At 71.7% G+C, this 22,195-nt stretch carries 24 protein-coding genes and 1 tRNA gene; 10 read left to right on the forward strand and 15 right to left on the reverse strand.

Going from position 1 to position 22,195, the window contains the following annotated elements:
* Positions 1–149: 149 nt before the first annotated feature.
* The 6 genes from pdhA (at position 150) to H0E84_RS03215 (ending at position 6,062) form a co-directional block, all read left to right on the forward strand.
* Positions 150–1,223 carry a pyruvate dehydrogenase (acetyl-transferring) E1 component subunit alpha gene (gene pdhA / locus H0E84_RS03190; protein WP_180677177.1) on the forward strand — a complete coding sequence of 358 codons (1,074 nt, stop codon included), beginning with the start codon at positions 150–152 and terminating at the stop codon, positions 1,221–1,223.
* Positions 1,224–1,303: 80 nt separating this feature from the next.
* Positions 1,304–2,275, forward strand: coding sequence for an alpha-ketoacid dehydrogenase subunit beta (locus tag H0E84_RS03195; protein ID WP_345776259.1), 972 nt, complete (start codon positions 1,304–1,306; stop codon positions 2,273–2,275).
* Positions 2,276–2,355: 80 nt separating this feature from the next.
* Complete coding sequence (locus tag H0E84_RS03200) at positions 2,356–3,789, forward strand: dihydrolipoamide acetyltransferase family protein (RefSeq protein ID WP_180677179.1); 1,434 nt, start codon at positions 2,356–2,358, stop codon at positions 3,787–3,789.
* A gap of 46 nt (positions 3,790–3,835) precedes the next feature.
* Entirely contained in the window at positions 3,836–4,219 is a 384-nt protein-coding gene (locus H0E84_RS03205) for a VOC family protein (protein ID WP_180677180.1), read from the forward strand.
* A 166-nt stretch (positions 4,220–4,385) separates the two neighbouring features.
* Positions 4,386–5,138, forward strand: a complete 753-nt coding sequence (locus tag H0E84_RS03210) for a M23 family metallopeptidase (protein WP_180677181.1) — start codon at positions 4,386–4,388, stop codon at positions 5,136–5,138.
* Positions 5,139–5,165: 27 nt separating this feature from the next.
* The gene (locus H0E84_RS03215) at positions 5,166–6,062 is read left to right on the forward strand and encodes a HEAT repeat domain-containing protein (RefSeq protein ID WP_180677182.1); all 897 of its coding nucleotides are present in this window, start codon (positions 5,166–5,168) and stop codon (positions 6,060–6,062) included.
* 10 nt (positions 6,063–6,072) lie between these two features.
* On the opposite strand, the gene H0E84_RS03220 is transcribed toward H0E84_RS03215, so the two are convergent.
* From H0E84_RS03220 to H0E84_RS03230, 3 genes are all read right to left on the reverse strand, one after another.
* Positions 6,073–7,005, reverse strand: coding sequence for an MBL fold metallo-hydrolase (locus H0E84_RS03220; protein WP_180677183.1), 933 nt, complete (start codon positions 7,003–7,005; stop codon positions 6,073–6,075).
* 165 nt (positions 7,006–7,170) lie between these two features.
* Positions 7,171–7,479, reverse strand: a complete 309-nt coding sequence (locus H0E84_RS03225) for a hypothetical protein (protein ID WP_180677184.1) — start codon at positions 7,477–7,479, stop codon at positions 7,171–7,173.
* Positions 7,476–8,813, reverse strand: a complete 1,338-nt coding sequence (locus H0E84_RS03230; RefSeq protein WP_180677185.1) for a tryptophan--tRNA ligase — start codon at positions 8,811–8,813, stop codon at positions 7,476–7,478. Before H0E84_RS03230 ends, H0E84_RS03225 begins: the two co-directional genes overlap by 4 nt.
* A gap of 151 nt (positions 8,814–8,964) precedes the next feature.
* On the opposite strand from H0E84_RS03230, the gene H0E84_RS03235 reads away from it, so the two are divergent.
* Positions 8,965–9,741 carry a hypothetical protein gene (locus H0E84_RS03235; RefSeq protein WP_180677186.1) on the forward strand — a complete coding sequence of 259 codons (777 nt, stop codon included), beginning with the start codon at positions 8,965–8,967 and terminating at the stop codon, positions 9,739–9,741.
* 138 nt (positions 9,742–9,879) lie between these two features.
* On the opposite strand, the gene H0E84_RS03240 is transcribed toward H0E84_RS03235, so the two are convergent.
* From H0E84_RS03240 to birA, 7 genes are all read right to left on the reverse strand, one after another.
* Complete coding sequence (locus H0E84_RS03240) at positions 9,880–10,077, reverse strand: CsbD family protein (RefSeq protein ID WP_180677187.1); 198 nt, start codon at positions 10,075–10,077, stop codon at positions 9,880–9,882.
* Between the two features lie 224 nt (positions 10,078–10,301).
* Positions 10,302–10,457 carry an entericidin A/B family lipoprotein gene (locus H0E84_RS03245; RefSeq protein WP_180677188.1) on the reverse strand — a complete coding sequence of 52 codons (156 nt, stop codon included), beginning with the start codon at positions 10,455–10,457 and terminating at the stop codon, positions 10,302–10,304.
* A 170-nt stretch (positions 10,458–10,627) separates the two neighbouring features.
* On the reverse strand, positions 10,628–11,551 hold the full coding sequence (rocF, locus tag H0E84_RS03250) for an arginase (protein ID WP_180677189.1): 924 nt from the start codon (positions 11,549–11,551) through the stop codon (positions 10,628–10,630).
* Between the two features lie 18 nt (positions 11,552–11,569).
* Positions 11,570–11,645, reverse strand: a tRNA-Thr gene (locus tag H0E84_RS03255).
* 56 nt (positions 11,646–11,701) lie between these two features.
* Entirely contained in the window at positions 11,702–12,508 is an 807-nt protein-coding gene (locus H0E84_RS03260; RefSeq protein ID WP_180677190.1) for an SPOR domain-containing protein, read from the reverse strand.
* A 64-nt stretch (positions 12,509–12,572) separates the two neighbouring features.
* Positions 12,573–13,316, reverse strand: a complete 744-nt coding sequence (locus tag H0E84_RS03265) for a type III pantothenate kinase (protein ID WP_180677191.1) — start codon at positions 13,314–13,316, stop codon at positions 12,573–12,575.
* Positions 13,313–14,305, reverse strand: coding sequence for a bifunctional biotin--[acetyl-CoA-carboxylase] ligase/biotin operon repressor BirA (gene birA / locus H0E84_RS03270; protein ID WP_180677192.1), 993 nt, complete (start codon positions 14,303–14,305; stop codon positions 13,313–13,315). Before birA ends, H0E84_RS03265 begins: the two co-directional genes overlap by 4 nt.
* A gap of 162 nt (positions 14,306–14,467) precedes the next feature.
* Between birA and H0E84_RS03275 the strand changes: the two genes are divergently transcribed.
* The gene (locus H0E84_RS03275) at positions 14,468–14,734 is read left to right on the forward strand and encodes a hypothetical protein (RefSeq protein WP_180677193.1); all 267 of its coding nucleotides are present in this window, start codon (positions 14,468–14,470) and stop codon (positions 14,732–14,734) included.
* Positions 14,701–15,498 (forward strand): M90 family metallopeptidase, encoded by a 798-nt coding sequence (locus H0E84_RS03280; protein WP_180677217.1) that lies wholly within the window; start codon positions 14,701–14,703, stop codon positions 15,496–15,498. Before H0E84_RS03275 ends, H0E84_RS03280 begins: the two co-directional genes overlap by 34 nt.
* A 156-nt stretch (positions 15,499–15,654) precedes the next feature.
* Here the strand turns inward: H0E84_RS03280 and H0E84_RS03285 are convergent, their stop codons facing one another.
* The 5 genes from H0E84_RS03285 to dusA form a co-directional block, all read right to left on the reverse strand.
* Entirely contained in the window at positions 15,655–17,067 is a 1,413-nt protein-coding gene (locus H0E84_RS03285; protein WP_180677194.1) for an ATP-binding protein, read from the reverse strand.
* A gap of 103 nt (positions 17,068–17,170) precedes the next feature.
* A complete protein-coding gene (locus H0E84_RS03290; protein WP_180677195.1) occupies positions 17,171–17,857 on the reverse strand; it encodes a response regulator transcription factor in 687 nt (228 codons plus the stop codon).
* A 50-nt stretch (positions 17,858–17,907) separates the two neighbouring features.
* Positions 17,908–18,300 (reverse strand): hypothetical protein, encoded by a 393-nt coding sequence (locus H0E84_RS03295; RefSeq protein WP_180677196.1) that lies wholly within the window; start codon positions 18,298–18,300, stop codon positions 17,908–17,910.
* Between the two features lie 143 nt (positions 18,301–18,443).
* On the reverse strand, positions 18,444–19,355 hold the full coding sequence (locus H0E84_RS03300) for an arginine deiminase-related protein (protein ID WP_180677197.1): 912 nt from the start codon (positions 19,353–19,355) through the stop codon (positions 18,444–18,446).
* Positions 19,352–20,389 (reverse strand): tRNA dihydrouridine(20/20a) synthase DusA, encoded by a 1,038-nt coding sequence (gene dusA, locus H0E84_RS03305; RefSeq protein ID WP_180677198.1) that lies wholly within the window; start codon positions 20,387–20,389, stop codon positions 19,352–19,354. Before dusA ends, H0E84_RS03300 begins: the two co-directional genes overlap by 4 nt.
* Before the next feature lie 273 nt (positions 20,390–20,662).
* Between dusA and H0E84_RS03310 the strand changes: the two genes are divergently transcribed.
* Complete coding sequence (locus H0E84_RS03310; protein ID WP_180677199.1) at positions 20,663–22,141, forward strand: Fic family protein; 1,479 nt, start codon at positions 20,663–20,665, stop codon at positions 22,139–22,141.
* The last annotated feature ends 54 nt before the right edge of the window (positions 22,142–22,195 follow it).

Below are 22,195 nucleotides of genomic sequence, written 5' to 3' on the forward strand. Positions count from 1 at the left end.
TTTCGCGTGCATGGCACGCTCCTGCGGAGCCGCCGCGATCCTGGGGCAATCCCCGGCACAGCCGTCCGTTCATGTCATGACGCAACGCGCAACGGGCCGTTACGGTGGAACGGTTAACATTGGCGGCCCCGAAACCGACCACCCTGCGCATGACCGTCGCCGCGACTTTCGAGATCGAGTACCTGCAATACCTCGGCCCGGACGGCAAACCGAGCGCCGACCTCCCGGCGGCCTTCGCCGACCCGGCGACCCTGCTGCCGCTGTTCAAGGAAATGCTGTTCGTGCGCACCTTCGACACCAAGTCGATCGCGCTGCAGCGCACCGGCAAGCTCGGCACCTATGCCTCCTGCCTCGGCCACGAGGCCACCCACATCGGCATCGGCGCCTCGATGCAGCCCGAAGACGTGTTCGCGCCCAGCTACCGCGAGTACGGCGCGCAGTTCATGCGCGGCGTGCACCCGCGCGAGGTGCTGATGTACTGGGGCGGCGACGAGCGCGGCAACGACTTCGAGGTGCCACGCCACGACTTTTCCTGGTCGGTGCCGATCTCCACCCAGTGCCTGCACGCTGCCGGGGCCGCGCTGGCGTTCAAGCTGCGCCGCGAGCCGCGGCTCGCGGTGGCCTGCTGCGGCGACGGCGGCTCCTCGAAGACCGACTTCTACGCGGCGCTCAACTCCGCCGGCGCGTACACCCTGCCGCTGGTGCTGTGCGTGATCAACAACGGCTGGGCGATCTCGGTGCCGCGCTCGGCGCAGACCGGGGCCAAGACCCTGGCCCAGAAGGGCATCGCCGGAGGCCTGCACTGCCTGCAGGTGGACGGCAACGACCTCGTTGCCGTGATGGAGGGCATGCGCCGCGCCACCGAGCGCGCGCGGAACGGCGACGGCGGCACCGTCATCGAGTTCCTGACCTACCGCCTGCACGACCACACCACCGCCGACGACGCCCGCCGCTACCGCTCCGAGGAGGAGGTGAAGGAGGCCTGGAAGCGCGACCCGATCCCGCGCCTGCGCGCCTTTCTCGCCGCCAGCAAGCTCTGGGACGAAAAGAAGGAAAAAGCCTGGGCGGAAGAATGCGGCAAGCGCGTGGATGCCGAGATCAACGCCTACCTCGAATCCAAGGTGCAGCCGGTGGAGGCGATGTTCGACTACCTCTACGCCGACCCGCCCGCAGATCTGCTGGCCCAGCGCGCGGCCGCCATCGCCCTGGAGAAGCGCACGTGAGCGCGGCCAAGGCCGCCCCCGCGAAGAAGGCCTCGGGAAAAGCGACGGAAGCCGCGACGCCTGCGAAGACCGATACCCCCATCACCCTGATCGAGGCCATCACCCAGGCGCTGGCCTGGGAGATGCGCAATGACGACAGCGTGGTGGTGCTGGGCGAAGACGTCGGCGTCAACGGCGGCGTGTTCCGCGCCACCGCCGGGCTGCAGCAGCGCTTCGGCGACGAACGCGTGCTCGACACCCCGCTGGACGAGACCACCATCGCCGGGCTCACCGTGGGCATGGCCGCGCAAGGCATGAAGCCGGTGGCCGAGGCGCAGTTCGACGGCTTCATGTACCCGATGGTCGACCACATCGTCTGCCACGCGGTGCGCCTGCGCACCCGTACCCGCGGCCGGCTGCACTGTCCGATGGTGCTGCGGGTGCCCTGGGGCGGCGGGATCCGCGCGCCCGAGCACCACAGCGAGGCCAACGAGGCGATCTTCACCAACGTGCCCGGCCTGCGCGTGGTCATGCCCTCGTCGCCGGCGCGCGCCTACGGCCTGCTGCTGGCGGCGATCCGCGACCCGGACCCGGTGATCTACTTCGAACCCAAGCGCATCTACCGCCAGTACAAGGAACTCGTGCCCGATGACGGCGAGGCCCTGCCGCTCGATGTCTGCTACGTGCTGCGCGACGGCGACGACATCACCCTGGTCACCTGGGGCGCGCAGGTGAAGGAAACCCTTGAGGCCGCCGACCGGCTCGCGGATGAAGGCATCTCCGCCGAGGTGATCGACGTGGCCACGCTCAGGCCGCTCGACTTCGACACCATCGCCGAGTCGGTGGCCAGGACCGGCCGCTGCGTGATCGTGCACGAGGCGCCGAAGACGGCCGGCTTCGGCGCGGAGATCGCCGCGCGCCTGGCCGAGGAGTCGATGTACGACCTGCTGGCGCCGGTCGAGCGCGTCACCGGCTACGACACCCACATCCCGCTGTTCCGGCTGGAGATGAAGTACCTGCCGAGCGTCGACCGGGTGGTCGCCGCGGCGAAGCGGGCGATGGCGGCGGGCTGAACGCCACGGCGCAGCGGGACCGTACGACGAAACAACCGCCGGCGCCCGACCGGGCGCGGACGAACAGGACAACGACCGACATGGCCGACACGAAAACCTTCAAGCTTCCCGACCTCGGCGAAGGCCTGCCCGACGCCACCATCGTCGAGTGGTCCGTCAAGGTGGGCGACACCATCCGCCTGGACGATCCGCTGGTGTCGATGGAGACCGCCAAGGCCGTGGTCGAGGTGCCCTCGCCGGTATCGGGCAAGGTACTCAAGCTGGCCGGCGAGCCCGGCGACGTGATCGAGACCGGCGCGGTGCTGGCCGAGTTCGAGATCGACCCGTCCCTGCCGCAGCGTGCCGAGGGCCAGGATACGGGGCACCACCACGGCCCTCCCAAGGGCACCGGCAGCCCCGCTCCCAGCGGCGGCGACAAGGTGGTGGCCTCCGACGACGGTGGCGCGATCTCCGACGAGGGCGAAACGCCGCCCCAGGGCGAGCCCGGCGACGGCGACGGCGAGCGCGCCGACAGCGGCACCGTGGTCGGGGCGATGCAGTCCTCCGACACCGTGCACAGCGAGCGCGCCAGTTCGGTCGGCGGGGTGAAGGCGATGCCGGCGGTGCGCGCGCTGGCGCGCAAGCTCAAGGTCGACCTGGCGCGCGTACGCGCCACCGGCGCCGACGGCGTGGTCACCATGGCCGACGTGAAGCAGGCCGCCGCCGATGGCAGCGCGCGCGCCGGGGCGGGCCCGGCAACCGCGCGGGGCGCGGCGCGGACCGCACCCGGGGCCAGCGAGACGGCCGCGGCGCCGGTAACCCGCCGTGCGGACCAACGCACGGCTTTGTCGGCGACCGGCCGGCCGATGCGCACCCAGCCGCCCACGGTCGCCGCCAGCGGCCAGCCGGAGCAGCTCAAGGGCGTGCGCCGCAACATGGCGCGGGTGATGGCCGATGCCCACGCGAAGGTGGTGCCGACCACGCTCGCCGACGATGCCGACATCCATGCCTGGACGCCCGGCAACGACATGACGGTGCGGCTGGTGCGCGCCATCTGCACGGCGGCGAAGGCGGTGCCGGCGCTCAACGCCTGGTTCGACGGCGACGCCCTGACCCGCACCCTGCACCCGCACGTCGACATCGGCATCGCCGTGGATACCGACGAGGGCCTGTTCGTGCCGGCGCTGCGCAACGCCGACGTGCTCGACGCCGCCGGCGTGCGCGAGGGCGTGGACCGCCTGCGCACCCAGGCGATGGAGCGCAGCCTGCCGGCCAGCGAGCTGACCGGATACACCATCTCGCTCTCCAACTTCGGCATGTTCGCCGGCCGCTACGCCACCCCGGTGATCGTGCCGCCGTGCGTGGCGATCGTCGCCGCCGGCCGCGCCCGCCACCAGATCGCCCCGGTGATCGGCGGCTTCGAATCGCACAAGGTGATCCCGCTGTCGCTCACCTTCGACCACCGCGCCTGCACCGGCGGCGAGGCGGCGCGGTTCCTGCGCGCGATGCTCGACGATTTGGGGCAGGGCTCGTGATTGGTGATTGGTGATTGGCGGGGAACAACATCCACGGGAGAACGTCATGGCCCACCACAGCCGCCTGTCCACCTTCGTCCTCGACTGCAATACCGGGGACCTGAAGGCCGCCGTCGAGTTCTGGAGCGAAGCGCTCGGCAAACCGGTCGAAACCCTCGAAGAGGACGGCGACGGCAAGTACGCCGCGCTGAAGACCGCTCGGGACGAACCGATCCTGCTGCTGCAGAAGGTCGACCACGAATCGCGCATCCACCTGGACATCGAGGCCGACGACATCGACGCCGAGGCCGCGCGCCTGGAGAAGCTCGGCGCGAGGAAGATCGCCTTCGTCGAGCGCTGGTGGGTGATGGAGGCGCCCACCGGCCATCGCTTCTGCATCGTACGCCCGCAGCGCGAACCGCTCGGCCCGCACCTCAACACCTGGGACTGACGGTGCCAGCCGCGCACCGGACCGCGACACCGGTCGCTCAGGGGCACGGGTTTACCCCAGCAGACCGCATCGCTCCGGCGCGGTAGGGTCGGTCTGGCGCGACCGCCGCGCCCAGCCGCGACACCCGGGGAGTGTCGCCCGCCACCATGTTGCCGGGGAGACCAGCATGCGCCGCAACATCCTTCGCCTGTCCGTCCTGTCGTCGATGATCCTGTTCGCCGCCGCCGCCGAGGCCGCGCCCGCGTTCCAGATGCCGTTTCCCTGCAACCAGACCTGGTCGGGGCAGACGCGTACCAACCACAATCCGCAGCGATCGATCGATTTCAACCGCGCCAACGATTTCGGCGACACCGTGGTCGCCTCCGCCGCCGGCACCGTCAGCGTCGTACGCAACCTCGGCAACACCAGCTACGGCAGGTACGTGGTGATCAACCACGGCAGCGGCTGGACCAGCTACTACGCGCACCTCAACTCGTGGAGCGTCTCGGTGGGGCAGCGCGTCTCGCGCGGGCAGAAGATCGGCACGGTCGGCTCCACCGGGGGATCGAGCGGGCCGCACCTGCACTACGAGCAGCGCTACAACGGTTCGGCCACGAGCATCAAGTTCAACGGCTCCGGGGTGCACTACTACGGCACCCGCAACTACACCAGCCGCAACGGCTGCGGCGGCGGCGCTTCCGGCACGGTGCGCACCAACGGCGCCAATCTCAACGTGCGCGCCGGCCCGAGCACCAGCTACTCGGTGGTCGGCTCGCTGGCCAACGGCGCCAGCGTCAACATCCAGTGCCAGACCACCGGCCAGAGCATCAGCGGCTACTACGGCACCAGCAACATCTGGAACCGCATCGGCGCCGGACGCTTCATTCCCGATGCGTACACCTACACCGGCTCGAATGGATTCGTCGCGCCCCGCTGCTGACCGCCGGCCCGGCGCGCCGGGAGCACGATGAGCGGCGGGCGGCTGCTGCTGGCGCTCGCGGCCGCCCTCGTCCTGGGCTTCGCCGCCGGCGCCTGGTACGGCCAGCGCGCGGGCCCTGGCGGCGAAGCTGCGATGGAGGCCCCGGCCCCCGATCCCACGGTCCACAAGCCTGGAACCGACCGCGGGGTCACGTCCGGCGTGGCCCCGGCGGCGGCTGGGGCCGGCATCGGCGCGCAGCGCGCGCGCGCGCTGCGCGATCCCGCGTTCCTGCAGCAGCTGCTGCAGCGCTATGCCACCGCGGCCGAGGAAGACGAACGCGGCGCGCTGCTGGCGCTGTTGCGCGAGGTCGGCAACGACGACGTGCTGCGCTCCGCCCTCGCGCTGGCCGACAGCGGCGACGCGGAGGCGCGCCGGCGCGGCCTTGCGCTGCTCGACGCGTTCCCGCTGGACCGTCCCGAGGTGCGCGACACGGTGGCGCAGGGACTGCAGGCCGAACGCGACCCCGCGGTTCTGCAGCGCTACGTGGAGCTCGCCGCCCCCGCGGTGATGCCGGTCGAGGACGCCGCGCCGCTCGTGCGCGGGCTCGAGGCCCTCACCGCGCATCCGGATCCGGAGATCCGCGGCCGCAGCGTGGTGCAGTTCGCGCAGTGGAGCGAGCCGGCCGCTGCGGAGGAAGCGCTCGGCCGCGCCCTGATCGACGACGCGCCCGAGGTGAGGCGCGCCGCGGTCGGCGGCATCGTCGCCACCCGCGTCCGGTCCGAGCGGCTCAAGGACGGCCTGCTGTGGCTGGCCAGCGACGCGCAGGCCCCGGCCGAGGACCGCGCCGCGGCCGTGTTCGCCCTGCAGTGGTTCGCGCTGGACCGGGACGAGTACGCGCTCTACCGCCAGGCGGCGCAATCCGCCGCCGCGGACGACGGCCACTGAGCAGCCGCCGTCAGGCCTCGGCGCGGTCGAGCCAGACCTCCAGTCCCTGGGCGTTGAGGTCGATGTCCATCCCCAGCAGCTCCGGCACGCGCCGACGCGCATCGGCCACGCCGTGGCGCTGGGCGCGCTCGACGTAGAGCCGGACCAGCGCCTCGACCAGCCGCCGATGGCGCTGCGGATCGTCGGCGAGCGCGCGCGCGGCGTCAACCATCGCCTCGACCTGGGCGATCAGGTCCGCGCCCAGCCGCTGGACATCGGTGACGCGGCCGTAGTGGGTCACGTAGACCGCCTCGGGCGCCTCGCCGAGCATGCGCCGCACCGACGCCCGCATCTGCGCCGGATCGAACTGCACCGGCGAAGTGGTCGGGATCGCGAAGGCGCCGCGCGCCGTGTCCAGTTCGCGGTAGGACAGCCCGAAGATGTCGCCGGCGAACCAGCTGCGGCTGCGCGCGTCCCAGACCGCGAGGTGATGGCGGGCGTGCCCCGGAGTGTCCGCGCACAGCAGCGGCCGCCCGCCCAGGTCGACGACGTGGCCGTCGGCGGCCGCCTCGACGCGCGACTCCGGCACCGGCACCAGTTCGCCGTAGCTGGCCGCGAACTCCTCCTCGCCATACACCTGCTTCGCGCTGGCGACCAGCCGCGCCGGGTCGATCATGTGCGGCGCGCCACGCGGATGCACTACCAGACGGGCATTGGGCAGCTCGCGCATGAGCGCGCCCGCGCCGCCGGCGTGGTCGAGATGCACATGGGTCAGGATCACCCTGTCGACGGCATCGGGCGCCAACCCCTGCGCTTCCAGCGCCGCGAGAAGACGCGGCACGCTGTGATTGGTGCCGCAATCGACGAACGCGGCGCGCCCGCGCTCGACGATCAGGTAGGCCGCGCAGAAGCGCGGCCGCTGGTAGCCGGTGTCGATGGTGACGATGTCATGCGGATCGCTCATGACGCGCTCGCAAAGGGGTGACGTGCCGTAGAGCGGAGCTTGCTCCGCTGCTTCCGGCTCCGAAGCCCGCACTTGCCGGGCGGGGCCCGCGCCGCGGGATCGTCCACGGAGTGTAGGCGGACATCGCAGAGCCCGGGATGCGGCTTTGGTCGCAGGTCGCCGCGCTCAGCGCCCCCGCAACCAGCGCGCACGGACCAGAAATGCGATGGTCATCACCGCCAGGTACGCGCCATAGCCGATCGCGGTGGCCAGCACCTGCCGCCACATCCGCCCGTACGCCGGATCTGCGCTGCCGTAGGACCAGTGCACGCTGGCCAGGAAGGCCGCCAGCGCCAGCAGCAGCGCAACGGCGTCGAACGCGCGCCGCGCACCGCCGCGGGGCTGGCGCGGGTACAGCCAGAACAGCGTGCCGAGGATCAGGAACCAGGGCAGGAACAGCACCAGCGCCAGGTTGAGCTCGACCAGCGGATTCATGCGTCCACGGCAGCCAGGCGCGCCAGCGCGGCGACGAGCTCCTGCAGCGTCGCATCGCCGGCGAGCGTGCCCACCGGCTGGCCGTCGAGTTCGACGTTGCCTGCAGCCTCCCGCAGCCCCGCCCCGGCCTCGCGCTTGAGCCGCGCGATCAGCTGTCCGGTGTCGCGCGGCGATGCCTGGCCCGCGCCCTGCAGCAGCAGGCGCTCGCCGTCGACCAGCTTGAAGTGGAACCGGCCGTCGGTCTCGCGGTACTGCTTGAACTGCGGCGGCGCGGACCGCGGCGATGCGTCGCCGGCGCCCGCCTGCCGCAGCAGCGGCCGGTCCAGCGGCGCCAGGCCCACGGCGCCGCGCAGCCGCGCCAGGAACGGGATCGCGCGCTCCTCGCGCAGGCGCGCGGCACCTTCGCGCAGCTGCCGCTCGATGACCTGCGGCTCGGCGACCAGCGCCTCGTAGCGGGCGCGCAACGGCGCAATCTCGCCGTCGATGCGCTCGAACACTCGCTGCTTCGCATCGCCCCAGGCAATGCCCTCGGCGAATGCGCGGCGCATGCCCGCGGTCTCGTCCGAGGTGGCGAAGGCGCGGTAGATCTCGAACAGGGCCGATTGCTCGGTGTCCTTGGGCTCGCCGGGCGCGCGCGAGTCGGTGACGATGGAGAACACCAGCTTGCGCAGCTGCTCGCGCGGCGCGAACAGCGGGATCACGTTGTCGTAGCTCTTGCTCATCTTGCGCCCGTCGAGCCCCGGGAGCGTGGCAACGTGCTCCTCGATCGCCGCCTCGGGCAGGGCGAAGTGTTCGCCGTAGAGATGGTTGAAGCGCTGGCCGAAGTCCCGCGCCATCTCGATGTGCTGGATCTGGTCGCGCCCGACCGGTACCCGTCCGGCGTTGAACAGCAGGATGTCGGCGGACATCAGCACCGGGTACATGAACAGTCCGGCGCTGATCCCGGCATCGTCGTCCTCGCCGTCGGCGCGGTTGCGATCCACAGCCGCCTTGTAGGCGTGGGCGCGGTTGAGCAGCCCCTTGCCGGCCACGCAGGTCAGCAGCCAGGTCAGCTCGGTGATCTCGGGAATGTCGGACTGCCGGTAGAAGCGCACCCGCTCCGGGTCCAGCCCGCAGGCCAGCCAAGCCGCGGCGATTTCCAGGGTCGAGCGCTGCACCCGCGCCGGCTCCTGCACCTTGATCAGGGCGTGCAGGTCGGCGAGGAAATAGAAGCTCTCGACGTCGGCGTCGCGGCTGGCGGCCACCGCCGGACGGATCGCACCGACGTAGTTGCCCAGGTGCGGGGTGCCGGAGGTGGTGATACCGGTCAGGACGCGGACGGAGGATCGGGACATTACGCAGCCGGGCTGGAAACCGGGAAGAAGTTTAACCGCTGGCGCCGCCGCGGCGGCCGCGGAGGGCGCGCACCGGGCCGCCCGTTCCACCGCGCAACCCCGTTCGCGGCCAAGTCGCGTTCTCCCCATGGAACGAACCGGAGAAGCGCCCATGTCCCGTCTGCTGCCGTCGATCGTCCTGCTGTTCGCAGCGATCGCCTGTTCTCCCGCCCGCGCCGGCCATCCGGTGCGCCTGGACATCGTCGACCGCGACCATGGCGGCTGGCTGGAACAGCACCGCCACCGCGGCGAGACCTGGATCGCCGGCTCTCCCGGGCACCGGTACGCGGTGCGCCTGACCAACACCAGCGGCGAACGGGTGCTGGTGGTGCTGTCGGTCGACGGCGTCAACGCGGTCACCGGCGAGACCGCAGATCCGGCCCAGGCCGGCTACGTGCTCGCGCCGTGGCAGAGCACCGAGATCGCCGGCTGGCGCAAGTCGCTGGGCGAGGTGGCGCAATTCGTGTTCACCGCGCTGCCGGACAGCTATGCCGCACGCACCGGACGGCCCGACCACGTCGGGGTGATCGGCGTGGCGGTGTTCCGCGAGCGCAGGCCGCCGCGCGAGTCCTACGCGCCCCATCCCCCGGCGCCGATCGCCGGGCGCGCCGAGCGGCGCGCAGCGCCTGCCGCCGCCGAGGCGGACCTTTCGGCGCACGGCCAGGAGGCCGCGCCCCAGCGCCTGGGTACCGGGCATGGCCAACGCGAATGGTCGCCGGCAAGCCGCACCGACTTCGTACGCGCCAGCCGGCGCCCGGCTCAGGTCCTGCAGCTCCGCTACGACACGCCGCAGCGGCTTGCGGCGCTGGGCATTCCGGCATGGCGCCACGCCCGCCACCACGCGCCGCGGCCAAGCGCCTTCCCAGGCGGCTTCGTGCCCGATCCGTGACCGCATCGCGGCCGGGCGCGTCCCGTCGCGGGCCGGAAGCGGCGTTGCCCGCAGGCGCAACGAGGAAGGGCCGGCATCCGCCGGCCCTTCCGAGGGCGTCGCCCGGCAGTCTCGCCGCGCGAGGGCTGCCGCCTCGCTTCAGAGCGTACGCTCGAAATCGCGCACCTCCTGTTCGGCGCGCTCGCGCTCCCAGCCGTACTGCTCCTGCAGCTTGCCGGCCAGGTACTTGGCGTCGCCTTCGGCGACATCGAATACATCGTCGGTGAGGTCGCCCCACTTCGCCTGGGCCTGGCCCTTGATCTGGGTCCACTTGCCGGAAATGACGTCTTTGTTCATTGCTGGTTCTCCGCTGTCACGGCGATCTACCGTGGCTGCAGCATCGCCCGCGGAAGCTTCGCATCCGATCAAGATTGCGTTGGACGGCACTGACGACGATGAACGTGGCTGAACGTGTCCGCGCATCGCCAGGCCCGCGAAAAAAGAAAAGGCCGGCGCATGCGCCGGCCTTTTCGCAACGGCCGCTCCGCGCGATCGCGGAGGGCGCTGAGCGTTGCCGTGGCTCAGTTCGGATCGGTACCGCCGGTATCTTCCGCGGCTTCTTCCATCTTCGATCCGACCTTCTGCACGTCCTTGCCCGCACCCTCGACCGTGTTGCACGCGGTCAGGGTGCCGGCCGAGAACAGGGCGAGCAGCAGCAGGGCAGTCAAACGCTTCATGGGATTCTCCTGTGACGGGATGTGGGGCGCTCGGTGGTCGCGTCCCTTGCCGGCGACCCGTGCGGCCATGAAACCGCATGCGGGCGTGAACGATGCGTCGTTTCGCCGGCGCACCGCCTCGCCCGCGACGTTCCTGTTCAGGTTTGCACGGCCGCGGCGTGGCCCGCCCCTCAGTCGCGCATCAGCGTCGACTTGCCGAACAGGCTTTCCACCAGGTCGACCGCCAGTTCGGCGGTGACGTTGCGATCGTCCAGCGCCGGGCTCACCTCCACCACGTCGAGCGAACCCATCCTTCCGGTATCGGCGATCATCTCCATCACCAGCTGCGCTTCGCGGTAGTTCACCCCACCGGGCACGGTGGTGCCGGTGCCGGGGGCGATGGCGGGGTCGAGAAAGTCCACGTCGAAGCTGACGTGCACGTGGGTATCGTCGTCGAGGCCGTCCAGCGCCTGCTCCATCACCCGCTTCATCCCGACTTCGTCGATGAAGCGCATGTCGTAGATGTCCAGGCCATGCTCCTTGACCAGGCGCTTCTCGTCCTGGTCCACGGAGCGGATGCCGATCTGCTTCACCTGCTGCGGGACGATCGCCGGCGCGTGCCCCCCGAGCCCGGTCAACGCCGCGGGACCGATCCCGCACAGGCAGGCCACCGGCATGCCGTGGATGTTGCCCGAGGGCGTGACCCGGCTGGTGTTGAAGTCCGAGTGCGCATCCAGCCACAGCACCCGCAGCTTGCGGCCCTGCTCGCGGCAGTGGTTGGCCACCGCCATGATCGAGCCCATCGCCAGGCTGTGGTCGCCGCCCAGCACCACCGGCATGCGCCCGGCGCGCAGCTCGGCGGCGGAGGCCTCCAGCAGCGCGCGGTTCCAGGCGACCACCTCGTCGAGGTGGCGATAGCCCTCGACCGGCGGCTGCCAGGGATTGCGCGGCCCGTCGACGTTGCCGCGGTCGATCACGTCGACCCCCCTCGCCTGCAGCGCGCCGACCAGGCCGGCGATGCGCAGCGCTTCGGGCCCCATCCGCGCGCCCTGGTGCCCGGCGCCGACGTCGGTGGGCACGCCAATGATCGAAACGGGTGGATGGTTCCGCGGCATCGTCGTCGTCCGTTGGGATGGTGCCGGCAATCCGGATCGAACGGATGACCTACCGCTTACAAGGCGGTTGCTCTACCAGCTGAGCTATGCCGGCGTGGATGGCCCGGAAACCCCGGGAGGCGCGCATTCTAGCGCGCGCCGGCCGCGGCTTCAGCGCAACTGCGCGCAATCGAGGGCTTCGGCGCGCTGCGCACCGGCGGCGGTACGCGCGGCGTCGGCGTCGAAGCCGTCGCCCACGGCGAGATCCAGCCAGTGACGGACACTGGTCTCGCCCAGCGGGTCGGCCTGCGCCGCGAACCCGGCGGCCCGCAGCGCGGCGACATGGCGCCGGGCCGCCGCCTCGCCGCTGAAGCGGCCCAGGGCGATGGCATTGGCCTCGGCGCCCTCGGCCAGGATGAAGTGGTCGTCGAAACCGGCGGCACCGAGCTTTTGCGCCGTCGCCTGCGCTGCGGCGCGGTCGGCGTGCGGCGGCAGCATCACCCGCCAGCCGCGCGGCGCGGACACCACCTCGCGCTCCCGCAGGTGCAGCGCTCGCGGCTGCAGGGCTTCGCGGGCCGCGGCAAGCGACGCCGCCTGGTCGAACGGGCCCAGCGACAGGCAGCGCGCCGGTACTGAGGCGCTGGGGTCGGCCCCTTCGGCGCGTCCCTCTGCGGACCGTCCTGACGGCGAGTCGGCATCGGCTGGGTCGCGCCCAGCGTTGCGGGCATCGGCATCGGCATCGGCGTCGGCAGCGGGATCGCCATCGGCATCGGCAAGCGGCGCCTGCGGCTCGGCGGCGGCAACGCCGGCTGCTGTGGCGCGCGCCTCGGGCGAGGCCTCCTCCACCAGCTGCAGGCGCGGCACTCCCGGCGGCGGGTCGGGCACGCCAGGGGCCGCGGCCGGGGGCCGCAGCGCCCACCACAGGGCGACCCCGAGGTTCAAGGCCAGCAACAGGACGATCAGCGCACGCAGGAGCATCGGACGATTGTAAGCGGGCGCGGCGGGGACGCGCCGCGTCCGCCATCGCAGCGCTGCGCAGCGCTCAAGCGAAAATCCGCTCCATCCGCGCCCAGCGCGCCAGGCCCTCGAGCACCAGCGAGGGCGCCGGCTCGGCGCCGTCCAGGCGCGCGGCGAGCGCCGGTGCGCCGCCGCCATGCAGCAGCAGGTGCGGCCGCGCTCCCAGCAATGCGTGCGCCGCCTCCCGGCTGCGCTCGACCAGCGCCAGCGCGGCGCCCTCGCAGCCCGAGACCAGCGCATCGGCGGTGTCGGCGGCGAACTCGGCATAGCTGCCGCCGTCGGCCGGCAGTTGCGCCGTGCGCGCGTGCAGCGCCTGGCGCATCAGCGCAGGCGAGGGTGCGATGCGACCGCCGCGATGGCGGCCCTGCGCATCGACCAGGTCGACGGTGAGCGCGGTGCCGACGCCCACCACCAGGCTCGGGCCGTTGCCGCGGGCATGGGCGGCCAGCAGCGCGAGAAAGCGGTCGACGCCGAGGCGGCGCGGATCGGCATAGGCGATGGTCACGCCGTCGCAGCGCGCCAGGGTGGAGGCGATCGACACCCGGCCGCAGCGCGATGCCAGCGCCTCCAGCAATGCCCCCCGCAGCGCCGGCGCCGCCACGCTGGACAGGCTGCAGGCCTCGCAACGGGCGGGCAGGCGCTGTTCCCAGCCGGCATCGAACCGGGTGCCGTCGTGGGCCACGGCCATCACCTCGCCGAGGCTGCCGTCCGGATGCAGCGGCGCGAACTTGAGCCGGGTGTTGCCGAGGTCGAACAGCCAGGCGGTCATCGCCCGGCCCCGGCGCGCACGCTCACCTCGCCGGCGTGGAAGGTGCGCTCGCGGTCGCCGGTGCGCACCCGCAGGGCGCCGTCGGCGGCCGCCCCGAGGGCGATGCCGTCGTGGCCGGCGCCCGCGATCTCCACCCGCACCGGGCGTCCGGCCAGCGCGTCGAGCGCCGCGAAGCGCGGCAGGAACGGCGCCAGGCCCTCGCGGTCGAACAGCGCCAGCGCCGGCACCAGCGCGGCGACGAGCCGCGCGGCCACCAGGTTGCGCGATGCCACCCTGCCCAGGACCGTACCCAGATCGGTCCATGGCTGGTCGATCGCCGCGGCCGCGGCGGACGGCATCCGCAGGTTCAAGCCCAGCCCGAGCACCGCGCGCGCGGGGCCGGCGTGTTCGCCGCTGCCCTCCACCAGCAGGCCGCCCAGCTTGTGCAGGCGCCCGTCGGCATCCACCACCACCAGGTCGTTGGGCCACTTGAGGCGCACGGCGCCGGCGCCGAGCTCGTGCAAGGCCTCGGCCGCCGCTACGCCGGCCACCACGCCGAGCCCGCCGAGCCGCGCCAGGCCGCCGGCGAAGCGCCGCGACAGCGACAGGTAGAGGTTGGCCACCAGTGGCGACGCCCAGCCGCGGCCGCGGCGCCCGCGGCCATCGCTCTGCCGTTCCGCCATCAGCACCGCGACGCCGCCCTGCGGCGTGTCCCGGCGCAGCAACTCGGAACTGGTCGAGTCCAGCGACCAGGCGACCTCCAGCGCGACGACCGCAGCGCCGACGTCCTCGGGCAGCGCGGCGCGAATCCGCTCGGGATCGAGCAGCTCCAGCGGCTGCGCCAGCGCATAGCCGCGCCCGCGCCGCGCCTCGATCGCCACCCCCGCCGCGCGCAGGGCCTCGATGCGCTTCCACACCGCCGCCCGGGTCTGGCCGCTGGCGCGCGCCAGCGCGTCCCCGGACACCGGGCCGGCGAGCAGTCGTTCGAGCAGGGCGCGTTCTGGAGTCATCCGGGGGAGCGGCGGTCCGGCAGGCCAGGGGAATCCGGGATTATCCGCGAGGCGGCCCTGGCGACGCGGTTGCCGCGTTGCAGCATGCCCGACGCTGCGCCGACCGCACAAGCGCGCTATAGTGCGTCGTTAAGCGTTGCCGCTCCCAGACAGGCCGCCGCCATGATCGTCCGAATCGCGCTGTTGCTGCTGCTCTGCTCCACCAGCCTGCCGCTGATGGCCCGGGAGGTCCGGCAGGCGAGTCCGAACGGCGACGGCCCCTGCCCCACTGCGGCGGAGAAGGAAGCCGCCGAAGCCGGCAACCGCAACGGCGACCGCCGCGGCACGCCGGCGGCCGCCGGCGAGCGCGCCGCAGCACCCGGCGGCAATACCGACAACAGCGTCCGCGCCCCGCGCTGGCACAGCTTCCTGCCTGGCATGTTCCGCTGATCCCGGCGCGCGTGCGCGGCCTGATCAGGCGCCTGCGGCGCGACCCCGCTCCGATCGACCCCGCCCTGTGGCGCGACGTGCGCACGGCGGTACCCTGGGCGGCGCAGCTGGACCCCACCCGCGACCAGCGGCTGCAGGCGCTGGCTGCGCGCTTCCTCCACGAGAAGACCCTCACTGCGGTTGGCGACCTGCGGCTGGACGAACGCCGCGCCGCCATCCTGGCCACGCTGTGCTGCCTGCCGCTGCTGGAGTTCGGCGCCGAGGGCATGCGCGGCTGGTCGCAGCTGATCGTCTACCCGGACGCGTTCCGGGTGAACCGCACCCACGTCGACGCTGCCGGAGTGCTGCACCAGTGGGACGACGAGCTCATCGGCGAGGCCTGGGAGACCGGTCCGCTGATCCTGTCGTGGGCCGACGTGGAAGCCGATCTGGCGCAGCCCGATGCCGGGTTCTGCGTGGCGGTGCACGAAATGGCGCACAAGATCGATGCGCTCGACGGCCTGCTCGACGGCACTCCGCCGCTGCCGCGCGCCTGGCAGCGGCAGTGGGCACGCGACTTCCAGGACAGCTACGACCGCTTCGTCGCCGTGGTCGAGCGCGGCGGCGAGCCCGCGCTGGACCCTTACGCGGCGGAAGCGCCGGAGGAATTCTTCGCCGTCTGCAGCGAATACCACTTCAGCGATCCGAAGCGATTGCAGGAGGCGATGCCCGACGTCGCCGGCCACCTGGCCCGCTTCTACGGCCCCTCACCGTTCACGACGTAACCGCTCCCGCCGACGGCGACACCCGTAGGAGCGTGCCATGCACGCGAAGGCCGGCGCGGGCGGCAATGCCCGCAATCGCCGCCACGCCCATCGGAGACTCCCGCGCCCTTCGCGGCCATGGGCCGCTCCTACGGGAAATGCGCGGCCACCCGTCCCTTACAGCCCCGCCGGCAAGGTGACCACGAAGCGTGCGCCGCCCAGCTCCTCCGACTGCGAGACCTGGAGTTCACCGCGATAGCTGTGAACGAGGTCCTGCACGATCGCCAGGCCGATGCCGTGGCCCTGGACGCGCTCGTCGCCACGCACGCCGCGCTGCAGCACGTACGCGATGCGCTCCGCGGCGATCCCCGGGCCGTTGTCGTCGACCGCCAGGATCAGCCCGGGCCGGCGGTTGAGCGCCGATTCGCCCGGCTTGACCGTCAACAGCACCCGCGAGCGCGCCCACTTGAACGCGTTCTCCAGCAGGTTGCCCAGCAGTTCCTGCAGGTCGCCCGGCTCGCCGTGGAAGCGCGCCTGCGGATCGATGTCGAACTCGCAGATCACGCCCTTGCTGGCGTAGATCTTCTCCAGGCCCTGGACGATCTGCTCGGCATGCGGCTCGATCTCGACCGGCGCGGCGAACAGCTTGTGTCCGCCGGAGGCGGCGCGCCCGAGCTGGTAGCCGACCAGGTCGTTCATGCGCCGCAGCTGGGCCTCGACCTCGTCGCGCAGTTCGGCGCCGTCGGGGTTGGCGTCCAATCGCGTGCGCAGCACCGCCAGCGGCGTCTTCAGGCTGTGCGCCAGGTCCGACATGGTGTTGCGCTGGTGCTCGAGGTTCTGGCGCTCGCTCTCGATCAGCGCGTTGATGCTGTCGGTCAGCGGCTGCAGCTCGCGCGGGTGCAGCTCGCCCATGCGGTTGGCCTGGCCGCGCTGCACCCGCTTGAGTTCGTGGATCACGTGGCGCAGCGGCCACAGGCTCCAGCGCAGCACCACCGTCTGCAGCAGCAGCAGGATCAGCCCGGCCACGCCGAGGTAGCGCCAGAGCGCCTGGCGGAACACCTGGACCTGCTGCGGCAGGCTGCCGGCGTCCTCCATGATGTAGACGGTGTAGGGAAGCTCGCCGGCGCTGCGCACCAGCACGAAACCCATGCCGTACCGGATCACCTCGCCCGGCGCGCCGGCGCTGTCGCTGATCGGCAGGGGTCCGTCGAAGCGCTCCTCGCCGCCCTCGAGCATCGCCAGCTCGGGGAGCCTCGGCCCCTGCGCGGAGGCCGAGTGCCATTGCCCTGCGGCGGTCACCACAGCGGCGTACAGGCCGGTTCCCGGGCGGTTGAAGCGCTCGTCGGGCGGGAACTCGGGCGGGATCAGCGCCTCGTCTCGATCGAACTCCACCACCCCGGCGTAGGCGTAGGCGAATCCGCGCAGGCGGTCGCGCTGGCCCTCGCTTGCGACCTCGACGAAGGCGCGGTCGAGGGCGTACCCGGCCAGGGCCAGGAACGCGATCAGCCCGAGACTGGCGGCCAGCAGCTGCCGCGCCTGCAGCGAGCGTGGTTGCCAGGGCAGTTCGCGTCGTCGCTGATCGGCGGCCATCGCCACAGGCTAGCGCGGGCGCGCCAGGGGCGCGACGGAACGCAGGCGGGGGCCTCGCCGCCGAGCGGGGCAGGTGGACCCCACGCTCAGCGGCCTGCCCGCCTCAGTGCTCACCGCTCCGCGGAATCGCGAAGCGGTAGCCGCGGCCGCGTACCGTCTCGATCGGCTTGAGCGTGCCGTCCGGATCGAGCTTCTTGCGCAGGCGGCCGATGAAGACCTCCAGCACGTTGGAGTCGCGGTCGAAGTCCTGCTGGTAGATGTGCTCGGTCAGATCCGCCTTCGAGACCAGCTCGCCGGCATGCATCATCAGGTATTCGAGCACCTTGTACTCGTAGCTGGTCAGATCGACGTTCTGGCCGTTGACGCTGACGGTCTGCGCAGCCAGGTCCAGGATCACCGCGCCGCATTCCAGCGTCGGCTTGCTCCAGCCGGCGGCGCGGCGCACCAGCGCGTTGATACGCGCCAGCAGTTCCTCGACGTGGAACGGCTTGACCAGGTAGTCGTCGGCGCCCTGCTTGAGGCCGTCGACCTTGTCCTGCCAGCTCGAGCGCGCGGTGAGGATCAGCACCGGGAACTGCTTGCCCTCGTCGCGCAGGGCCTTGATCAGCTCCATGCCCGACATCTTCGGCAGGCCCAGGTCGATAATGCCCACGTCGAAGGGCACCTCGCGGCCCATGTAGAGGCCTTCTTCGCCGTCCTGCGCGGCGTCCACGGCAAAGCCTTCGCGCTTCAGGCGCGCGGCAAGCGTCTCGCGCAGGGGGGCCTCGTCTTCGACCAGCAGGATTCGCATGGTGTGCTCCGGATCGGGGCCGTCAGGCCGGTGCGTTCAAGTATCTGAACTCAATCGTCGTCGCGACGTGAGCGCCGACGGCGCTGCTGGGGGTCGTCCTCGTAGACGCGGACCCGACCGCGATCGTCGACCACCTTGATCCGGTTGATTTCGCGGCCGTTGGAGTGCATGCGCTCGGCGCTGAGCACCCGCCCGGAGGTCGAGCTGCGGATATGGCGGATGGAGTCGGCCATCGCATCCTGATTGCGCAGGCGCGGCTGCGTGGTGCGCAGACGCGGGTGCGCCGCGGGCGCCGCCTCGCGGGCGACCGAGGCGGCCGCGGGCGGAGGTCCGGCAGCACGCTCGGCGGCACGCTCGCGGCGGTCCTGGGCCTGCGCATCCAGCGCCAGCGCCGAGACGGCAGCCAGGAGCGGGAGCAGCAGGAGGAAACGGCGGACAGGCATGGAATTTTGTCCCGGCATTGGGATGAATGGGCGTCCGGAGCGCGGTCCGGGAGCAGATTGTTGAAATTCCGCGGTGAATCCGTCCTTAACTTTTCCGGGACCGATGGGACGCGGTTCAGCCGCGACCTCCCGATGATGCCTGTTCAGTAGATTTCTGCAATGCAGCAGCGCAGCGAGCCGCCACCGGCCTCGATGGCGTCCAGCGGCACCGCCCGCAACTGGAACCCTGCCTGGGCCAGGGCGGCCCGGTTGGCCGGCGCCAGCGCGGCCCCGCCCGCTTGGCTCATCCACACCGTGTCCTCCGAGAGGGCGATGGCGTTGCCGGCGAACCCGCCGCGTTCCCCCGGCCCCAGCATCGCCACATGCGGGGCGTACAGGGTCGCGATCGCCGCGACGGCGCCGGGATCGGCGAAGCCGTCGGCGCACAGCAGCGCGGCGCGCCCGGCCAGCACCGCCAGCACCACGTTGGTGTGGTACTCGCCCTGCGCGAGCTCGAAGACCAGGGTGGCGCGCAGCCCGAACGCGTGGTGCATCAGCGCGGCGCCTTCGGCGTCGCAGCGCTCGGACAGGCCGCAGAAGCCGAGGCCGCGGGCGCGGTCGATCACCACCGCGCCGGTCAGCTCGCACGGGTGCGGCTGGCCGGAGAGGTCGTGGATCGCATAGCCGAGCGTATCGGCGAAGAAGCCACGGATGTCGGCGCGGGCGGCTTCGCGCTGACGCACCGGGTGGCGCATGCGCCCGACCAGCAGCCGCCCCGGCACCGTGGCGAACGCGTTGTTGGGGAACAGCCCGTCCGGCGCGCGCGGATCGCCGGGGAAGCAGACCGTGGGCAGGATGTCCGCCATCGCCCGCTGCAGGGCGCGGTGCTGGGCCATGGCGCGGCCGGCGTCGAAGGCCCCGGCACCGGCCATGTAGCGGTTGTCGGCGGCCGACTGCTCGGCGCGGGCGAACCCCTCCGGCGCCACCAGAAACGCCGCCTTCGCCGTGGCGGCGCCGAAGTCCGGCGCGCAGCCGCGCGCGAAGCGAAGGAATGCATCCGGATCGCGGGTAATCACGCGGCGGCGCACCGCGGCCCGGCGGTGGCGGCCAGCGCCGTTTCCACCACCCCCCAGTCGGCGCCGGGCCGGTGCGCGCCCTCGCTGAGGATCTGGCGGAAGCGGCGCCCACCCGGCTGGTGGTTGAACAGGCCGAGCACGTGGCGGGTGATGTGCTTGAGCGCCACCCCGCGCGCCAGCTGCGCCTCGGCGTAGGGGCGCAACGCGCGCAGCAGGTCCGTGCGCGGCAGCGGGTCGGCGCCATCGAACCAGGCGCGGTCCAGGCAGTGCAGCAGGTAGGGATCGTGGTAGGCGGCGCGGCCGAGCATGGCGCCGTCGGCATGGTCGAGGTGGGCGCGCGCCTCGCCGGCGTGGGCGATGCCGCCGTTGACGATCACGCGCAGCTCCGGGCGCTCGCGCTTGAGCCGCCAGGCCCAGTCGTAGCGCAGCGGCGGCACCTCGCGGTTCTCCTTCGGGCTCAACCCCTGGAGCCAGGCGTTGCGCGCGTGCACCACGAAGATGCGGCAGCCGGCCGCGGCCACCGTGTCGACGAAGCCGCGGAAGCGCCCGTAGTCGTGGTCATCGTCGACCCCCAGCCGGCACTTCACCGTCACCGGCACCGCGCGCGGCGCGTGCGCCAGCGCCGCGATCATCGCCGCCACGCTGTCGGCGACCAGGGCCGGCTCGCGCATCAGGCAGGCGCCGAAGCGCCCCGCCTGCACCCGGTCCGACGGGCAGCCGCAGTTGAGGTTGATCTCGTCGAAGCCGTGCGCGGCTCCGATCGCCGCCGCCTGCGCCAGCAGCGCCGGCTCGCTGCCGCCCAGCTGCAGCGCCACCGGATGCTCCACCGGATCCATCGCCAGCAGCCGCGACCGGTCGCCGTGGATCACCGCGTTGGCGTGCACCATCTCGGTGTACAGCCGCGCATGCGGCGCCAGCAGCCGGTGGAACACCCGGCAGTGGGTGTCGGTCCAGTCCATCATGGGGGCGACGGACAGGCGCAGGGCGGCCGGGTCGGGCAATGGACCTGGCAGCGGCTGGCCGGAAGCGATCATGGCGGAGCGGACGGGCGAGGACGGACAGGCCGCTATTCTCGCTGGTCGCCGGCAAATGGGTCGAACTGCGGCTGAAAAGTGAGCCTGACCCTGATACCCGTCATGATGTCTCCCGCGAAAACGCCGCAAGGCATCGCCATGGCAAGAGGCCAGCGGCGGCGGCGGCAAGGCAAGCTGCCCAAGCGCCGTGGCCGGCTATTAATCCCAAATTGTGGACATTTTCCAGCCGTTAGTCCACTCTTGTGGACGGTTTTGTCCTCTTGATCCCCGATTATGGCCGTCACCCGCCCGCCTGAAGTCGTGTTTGTGGACGCCTCCTCCAGCAAGCGCTACCAGCGCGAGGTGGCGGCCGGCCGCATGCGCCGGATCGCCCGCGGGCTGTACACGACCAACCTGCAGGATGGCCTGGAGGTCATCGTGCAGCGTAACCGGCTGGAGCTCGTCGACCACCTGTTCCCCGGCAGCGTGGTCTCGCACCGCAGCGCCATCGAGATCGGCGCCGCCCTCCAACCACATCTCTTCGTCTCCGGTGCCGTCGGCAAGGCGCGCAACCTGATATTGCCGGGCCTGGTCATCCACCTGCTGCCCGGCGCCGGCCCGCTGCCGGGCGACATCCCGTTCAAGGGCTTCCACGTCGCCGGCCAGGCCCGCTACCTGCTCGAGAACTTGATGCCCGCGCGCGGCGCCGCGGACCAGCGCAAGACCATCCCGCCGGTGCAGCTGGAGCGCAGGTTGGCCGACATGCTGGTCACGCGCGGCCCGTCGCAGCTCAACCAGTTGCGGGACGAAGCCCGGGCGCTGGCGCCACAACTGGGACTGGAGCGCGAGGCGCAGCGCCTGGACGCGCTCATCGGCGCCCTGCTCGGTACACAGCCCGACGATATGGTTTCCGATCCGGAAGCCCTGCGGCGCGCCAACGCCCAGCCCTTCGACCTCGACCGACTGCGCCTGCTCGAATCACTGGCTTTGGCGCTGCGCGAAGTGCGCACGCCGGATTTCCGGGCCACGCCCGACCTGCGCGGCAATCCGCAGATACTGCATACCTTCGCATTCATGGAAGCGTACTTTTCGAACTTCATCGAGGGCACCGAGTTCGACGTCGACGAGGCGCGGGAGGTGGTGTTCGACGGCCTGCGCCTGCCCCAGCGCCGCGACGACAGCCACGACATCCTCAACACCTATCGGTTGCTGGCCGACACTTTCGAGATGTCGAGGACGCCGGATTCGCCGGACGCCTTCATCGATCTGTTGCGGACGCGCCACTGGCAGATCCTGCAGCACCGCACGGACAAGCACCCGGGCGAGTTCAAGCTCCACCGCAATCGCGCTGGCAACTCGGCCTTCGTCGAACCCGCGCTCGTCGCCGGCACTCTGATCGAGGCGTTCGCACTCTACCGCGCCCTGCCACACGCGCTGGCACGGGCGATCTTCATGCAGGTTGCCGTTTCCGAAGTCCACCCTTTTGATGACGGCAATGGCCGACTGTCGCGCGCGATGATGAATGCCGAACTGACCGCAGCCAACGAGTGCCGCACCATCATTCCCACCGTGTACCGGGATGACTACATCACCACATTGAAGGCCTTCAGTCGGACGCGCCAGATCGATCCGGTCATCCGCATGTTCGAGCGTGCTCAGGCCTTCACCGCCAGCATGGACTACGCGGGCTACGACGCCGCGAAGGCGTCATTCACCGCCGCCAATGCATTCGAGAACGACCGCGACGCGCAACTGCGGTTCCAGGAGCGTTGATCCGCACCTCAGCGCCCGGCACCACTGATCGCCGGCAATGGGTCGAATTGCCGC

The organism is Luteimonas salinisoli (genome assembly GCF_013425525.1).
Lineage (GTDB): Bacteria > Pseudomonadota > Gammaproteobacteria > Xanthomonadales > Xanthomonadaceae > Luteimonas > Luteimonas salinisoli.

What these genes read in the sequence shown, in the direction of transcription:
- pdhA (WP_180677177.1), top strand. Translation starts at nt 150, where the DNA reads ATGACCGTCGCCGCGACTTTCGAGATCGAGTACCTGCAATACCTCGGC.
- H0E84_RS03200 (WP_180677179.1), top strand. Translation starts at nt 2,356, where the DNA reads ATGGCCGACACGAAAACCTTCAAGCTTCCCGACCTCGGCGAAGGCCTG.
- H0E84_RS03205 (WP_180677180.1), top strand. Translation starts at nt 3,836, where the DNA reads ATGGCCCACCACAGCCGCCTGTCCACCTTCGTCCTCGACTGCAATACC.
- H0E84_RS03210 (WP_180677181.1), top strand. Translation starts at nt 4,386, where the DNA reads ATGCGCCGCAACATCCTTCGCCTGTCCGTCCTGTCGTCGATGATCCTG.
- H0E84_RS03215 (WP_180677182.1), top strand. Translation starts at nt 5,166, where the DNA reads ATGAGCGGCGGGCGGCTGCTGCTGGCGCTCGCGGCCGCCCTCGTCCTG.
- H0E84_RS03220 (WP_180677183.1), bottom strand. Translation starts at nt 7,005, where the DNA reads ATGAGCGATCCGCATGACATCGTCACCATCGACACCGGCTACCAGCGG.
- H0E84_RS03225 (WP_180677184.1), bottom strand. Translation starts at nt 7,479, where the DNA reads ATGAATCCGCTGGTCGAGCTCAACCTGGCGCTGGTGCTGTTCCTGCCC.
- H0E84_RS03230 (WP_180677185.1), bottom strand. Translation starts at nt 8,813, where the DNA reads ATGTCCCGATCCTCCGTCCGCGTCCTGACCGGTATCACCACCTCCGGC.
- H0E84_RS03235 (WP_180677186.1), top strand. Translation starts at nt 8,965, where the DNA reads ATGTCCCGTCTGCTGCCGTCGATCGTCCTGCTGTTCGCAGCGATCGCC.
- H0E84_RS03240 (WP_180677187.1), bottom strand. Translation starts at nt 10,077, where the DNA reads ATGAACAAAGACGTCATTTCCGGCAAGTGGACCCAGATCAAGGGCCAG.
- H0E84_RS03245 (WP_180677188.1), bottom strand. Translation starts at nt 10,457, where the DNA reads ATGAAGCGTTTGACTGCCCTGCTGCTGCTCGCCCTGTTCTCGGCCGGC.
- rocF (WP_180677189.1), bottom strand. Translation starts at nt 11,551, where the DNA reads ATGCCGCGGAACCATCCACCCGTTTCGATCATTGGCGTGCCCACCGAC.
- H0E84_RS03260 (WP_180677190.1), bottom strand. Translation starts at nt 12,508, where the DNA reads ATGCTCCTGCGTGCGCTGATCGTCCTGTTGCTGGCCTTGAACCTCGGG.
- H0E84_RS03265 (WP_180677191.1), bottom strand. Translation starts at nt 13,316, where the DNA reads ATGACCGCCTGGCTGTTCGACCTCGGCAACACCCGGCTCAAGTTCGCG.
- birA (WP_180677192.1), bottom strand. Translation starts at nt 14,305, where the DNA reads ATGACTCCAGAACGCGCCCTGCTCGAACGACTGCTCGCCGGCCCGGTG.
- H0E84_RS03275 (WP_180677193.1), top strand. Translation starts at nt 14,468, where the DNA reads ATGATCGTCCGAATCGCGCTGTTGCTGCTGCTCTGCTCCACCAGCCTG.
- H0E84_RS03285 (WP_180677194.1), bottom strand. Translation starts at nt 17,067, where the DNA reads ATGGCCGCCGATCAGCGACGACGCGAACTGCCCTGGCAACCACGCTCG.
- H0E84_RS03290 (WP_180677195.1), bottom strand. Translation starts at nt 17,857, where the DNA reads ATGCGAATCCTGCTGGTCGAAGACGAGGCCCCCCTGCGCGAGACGCTT.
- H0E84_RS03295 (WP_180677196.1), bottom strand. Translation starts at nt 18,300, where the DNA reads ATGCCTGTCCGCCGTTTCCTCCTGCTGCTCCCGCTCCTGGCTGCCGTC.
- dusA (WP_180677198.1), bottom strand. Translation starts at nt 20,389, where the DNA reads ATGATCGCTTCCGGCCAGCCGCTGCCAGGTCCATTGCCCGACCCGGCC.
- H0E84_RS03310 (WP_180677199.1), top strand. Translation starts at nt 20,663, where the DNA reads ATGGCCGTCACCCGCCCGCCTGAAGTCGTGTTTGTGGACGCCTCCTCC.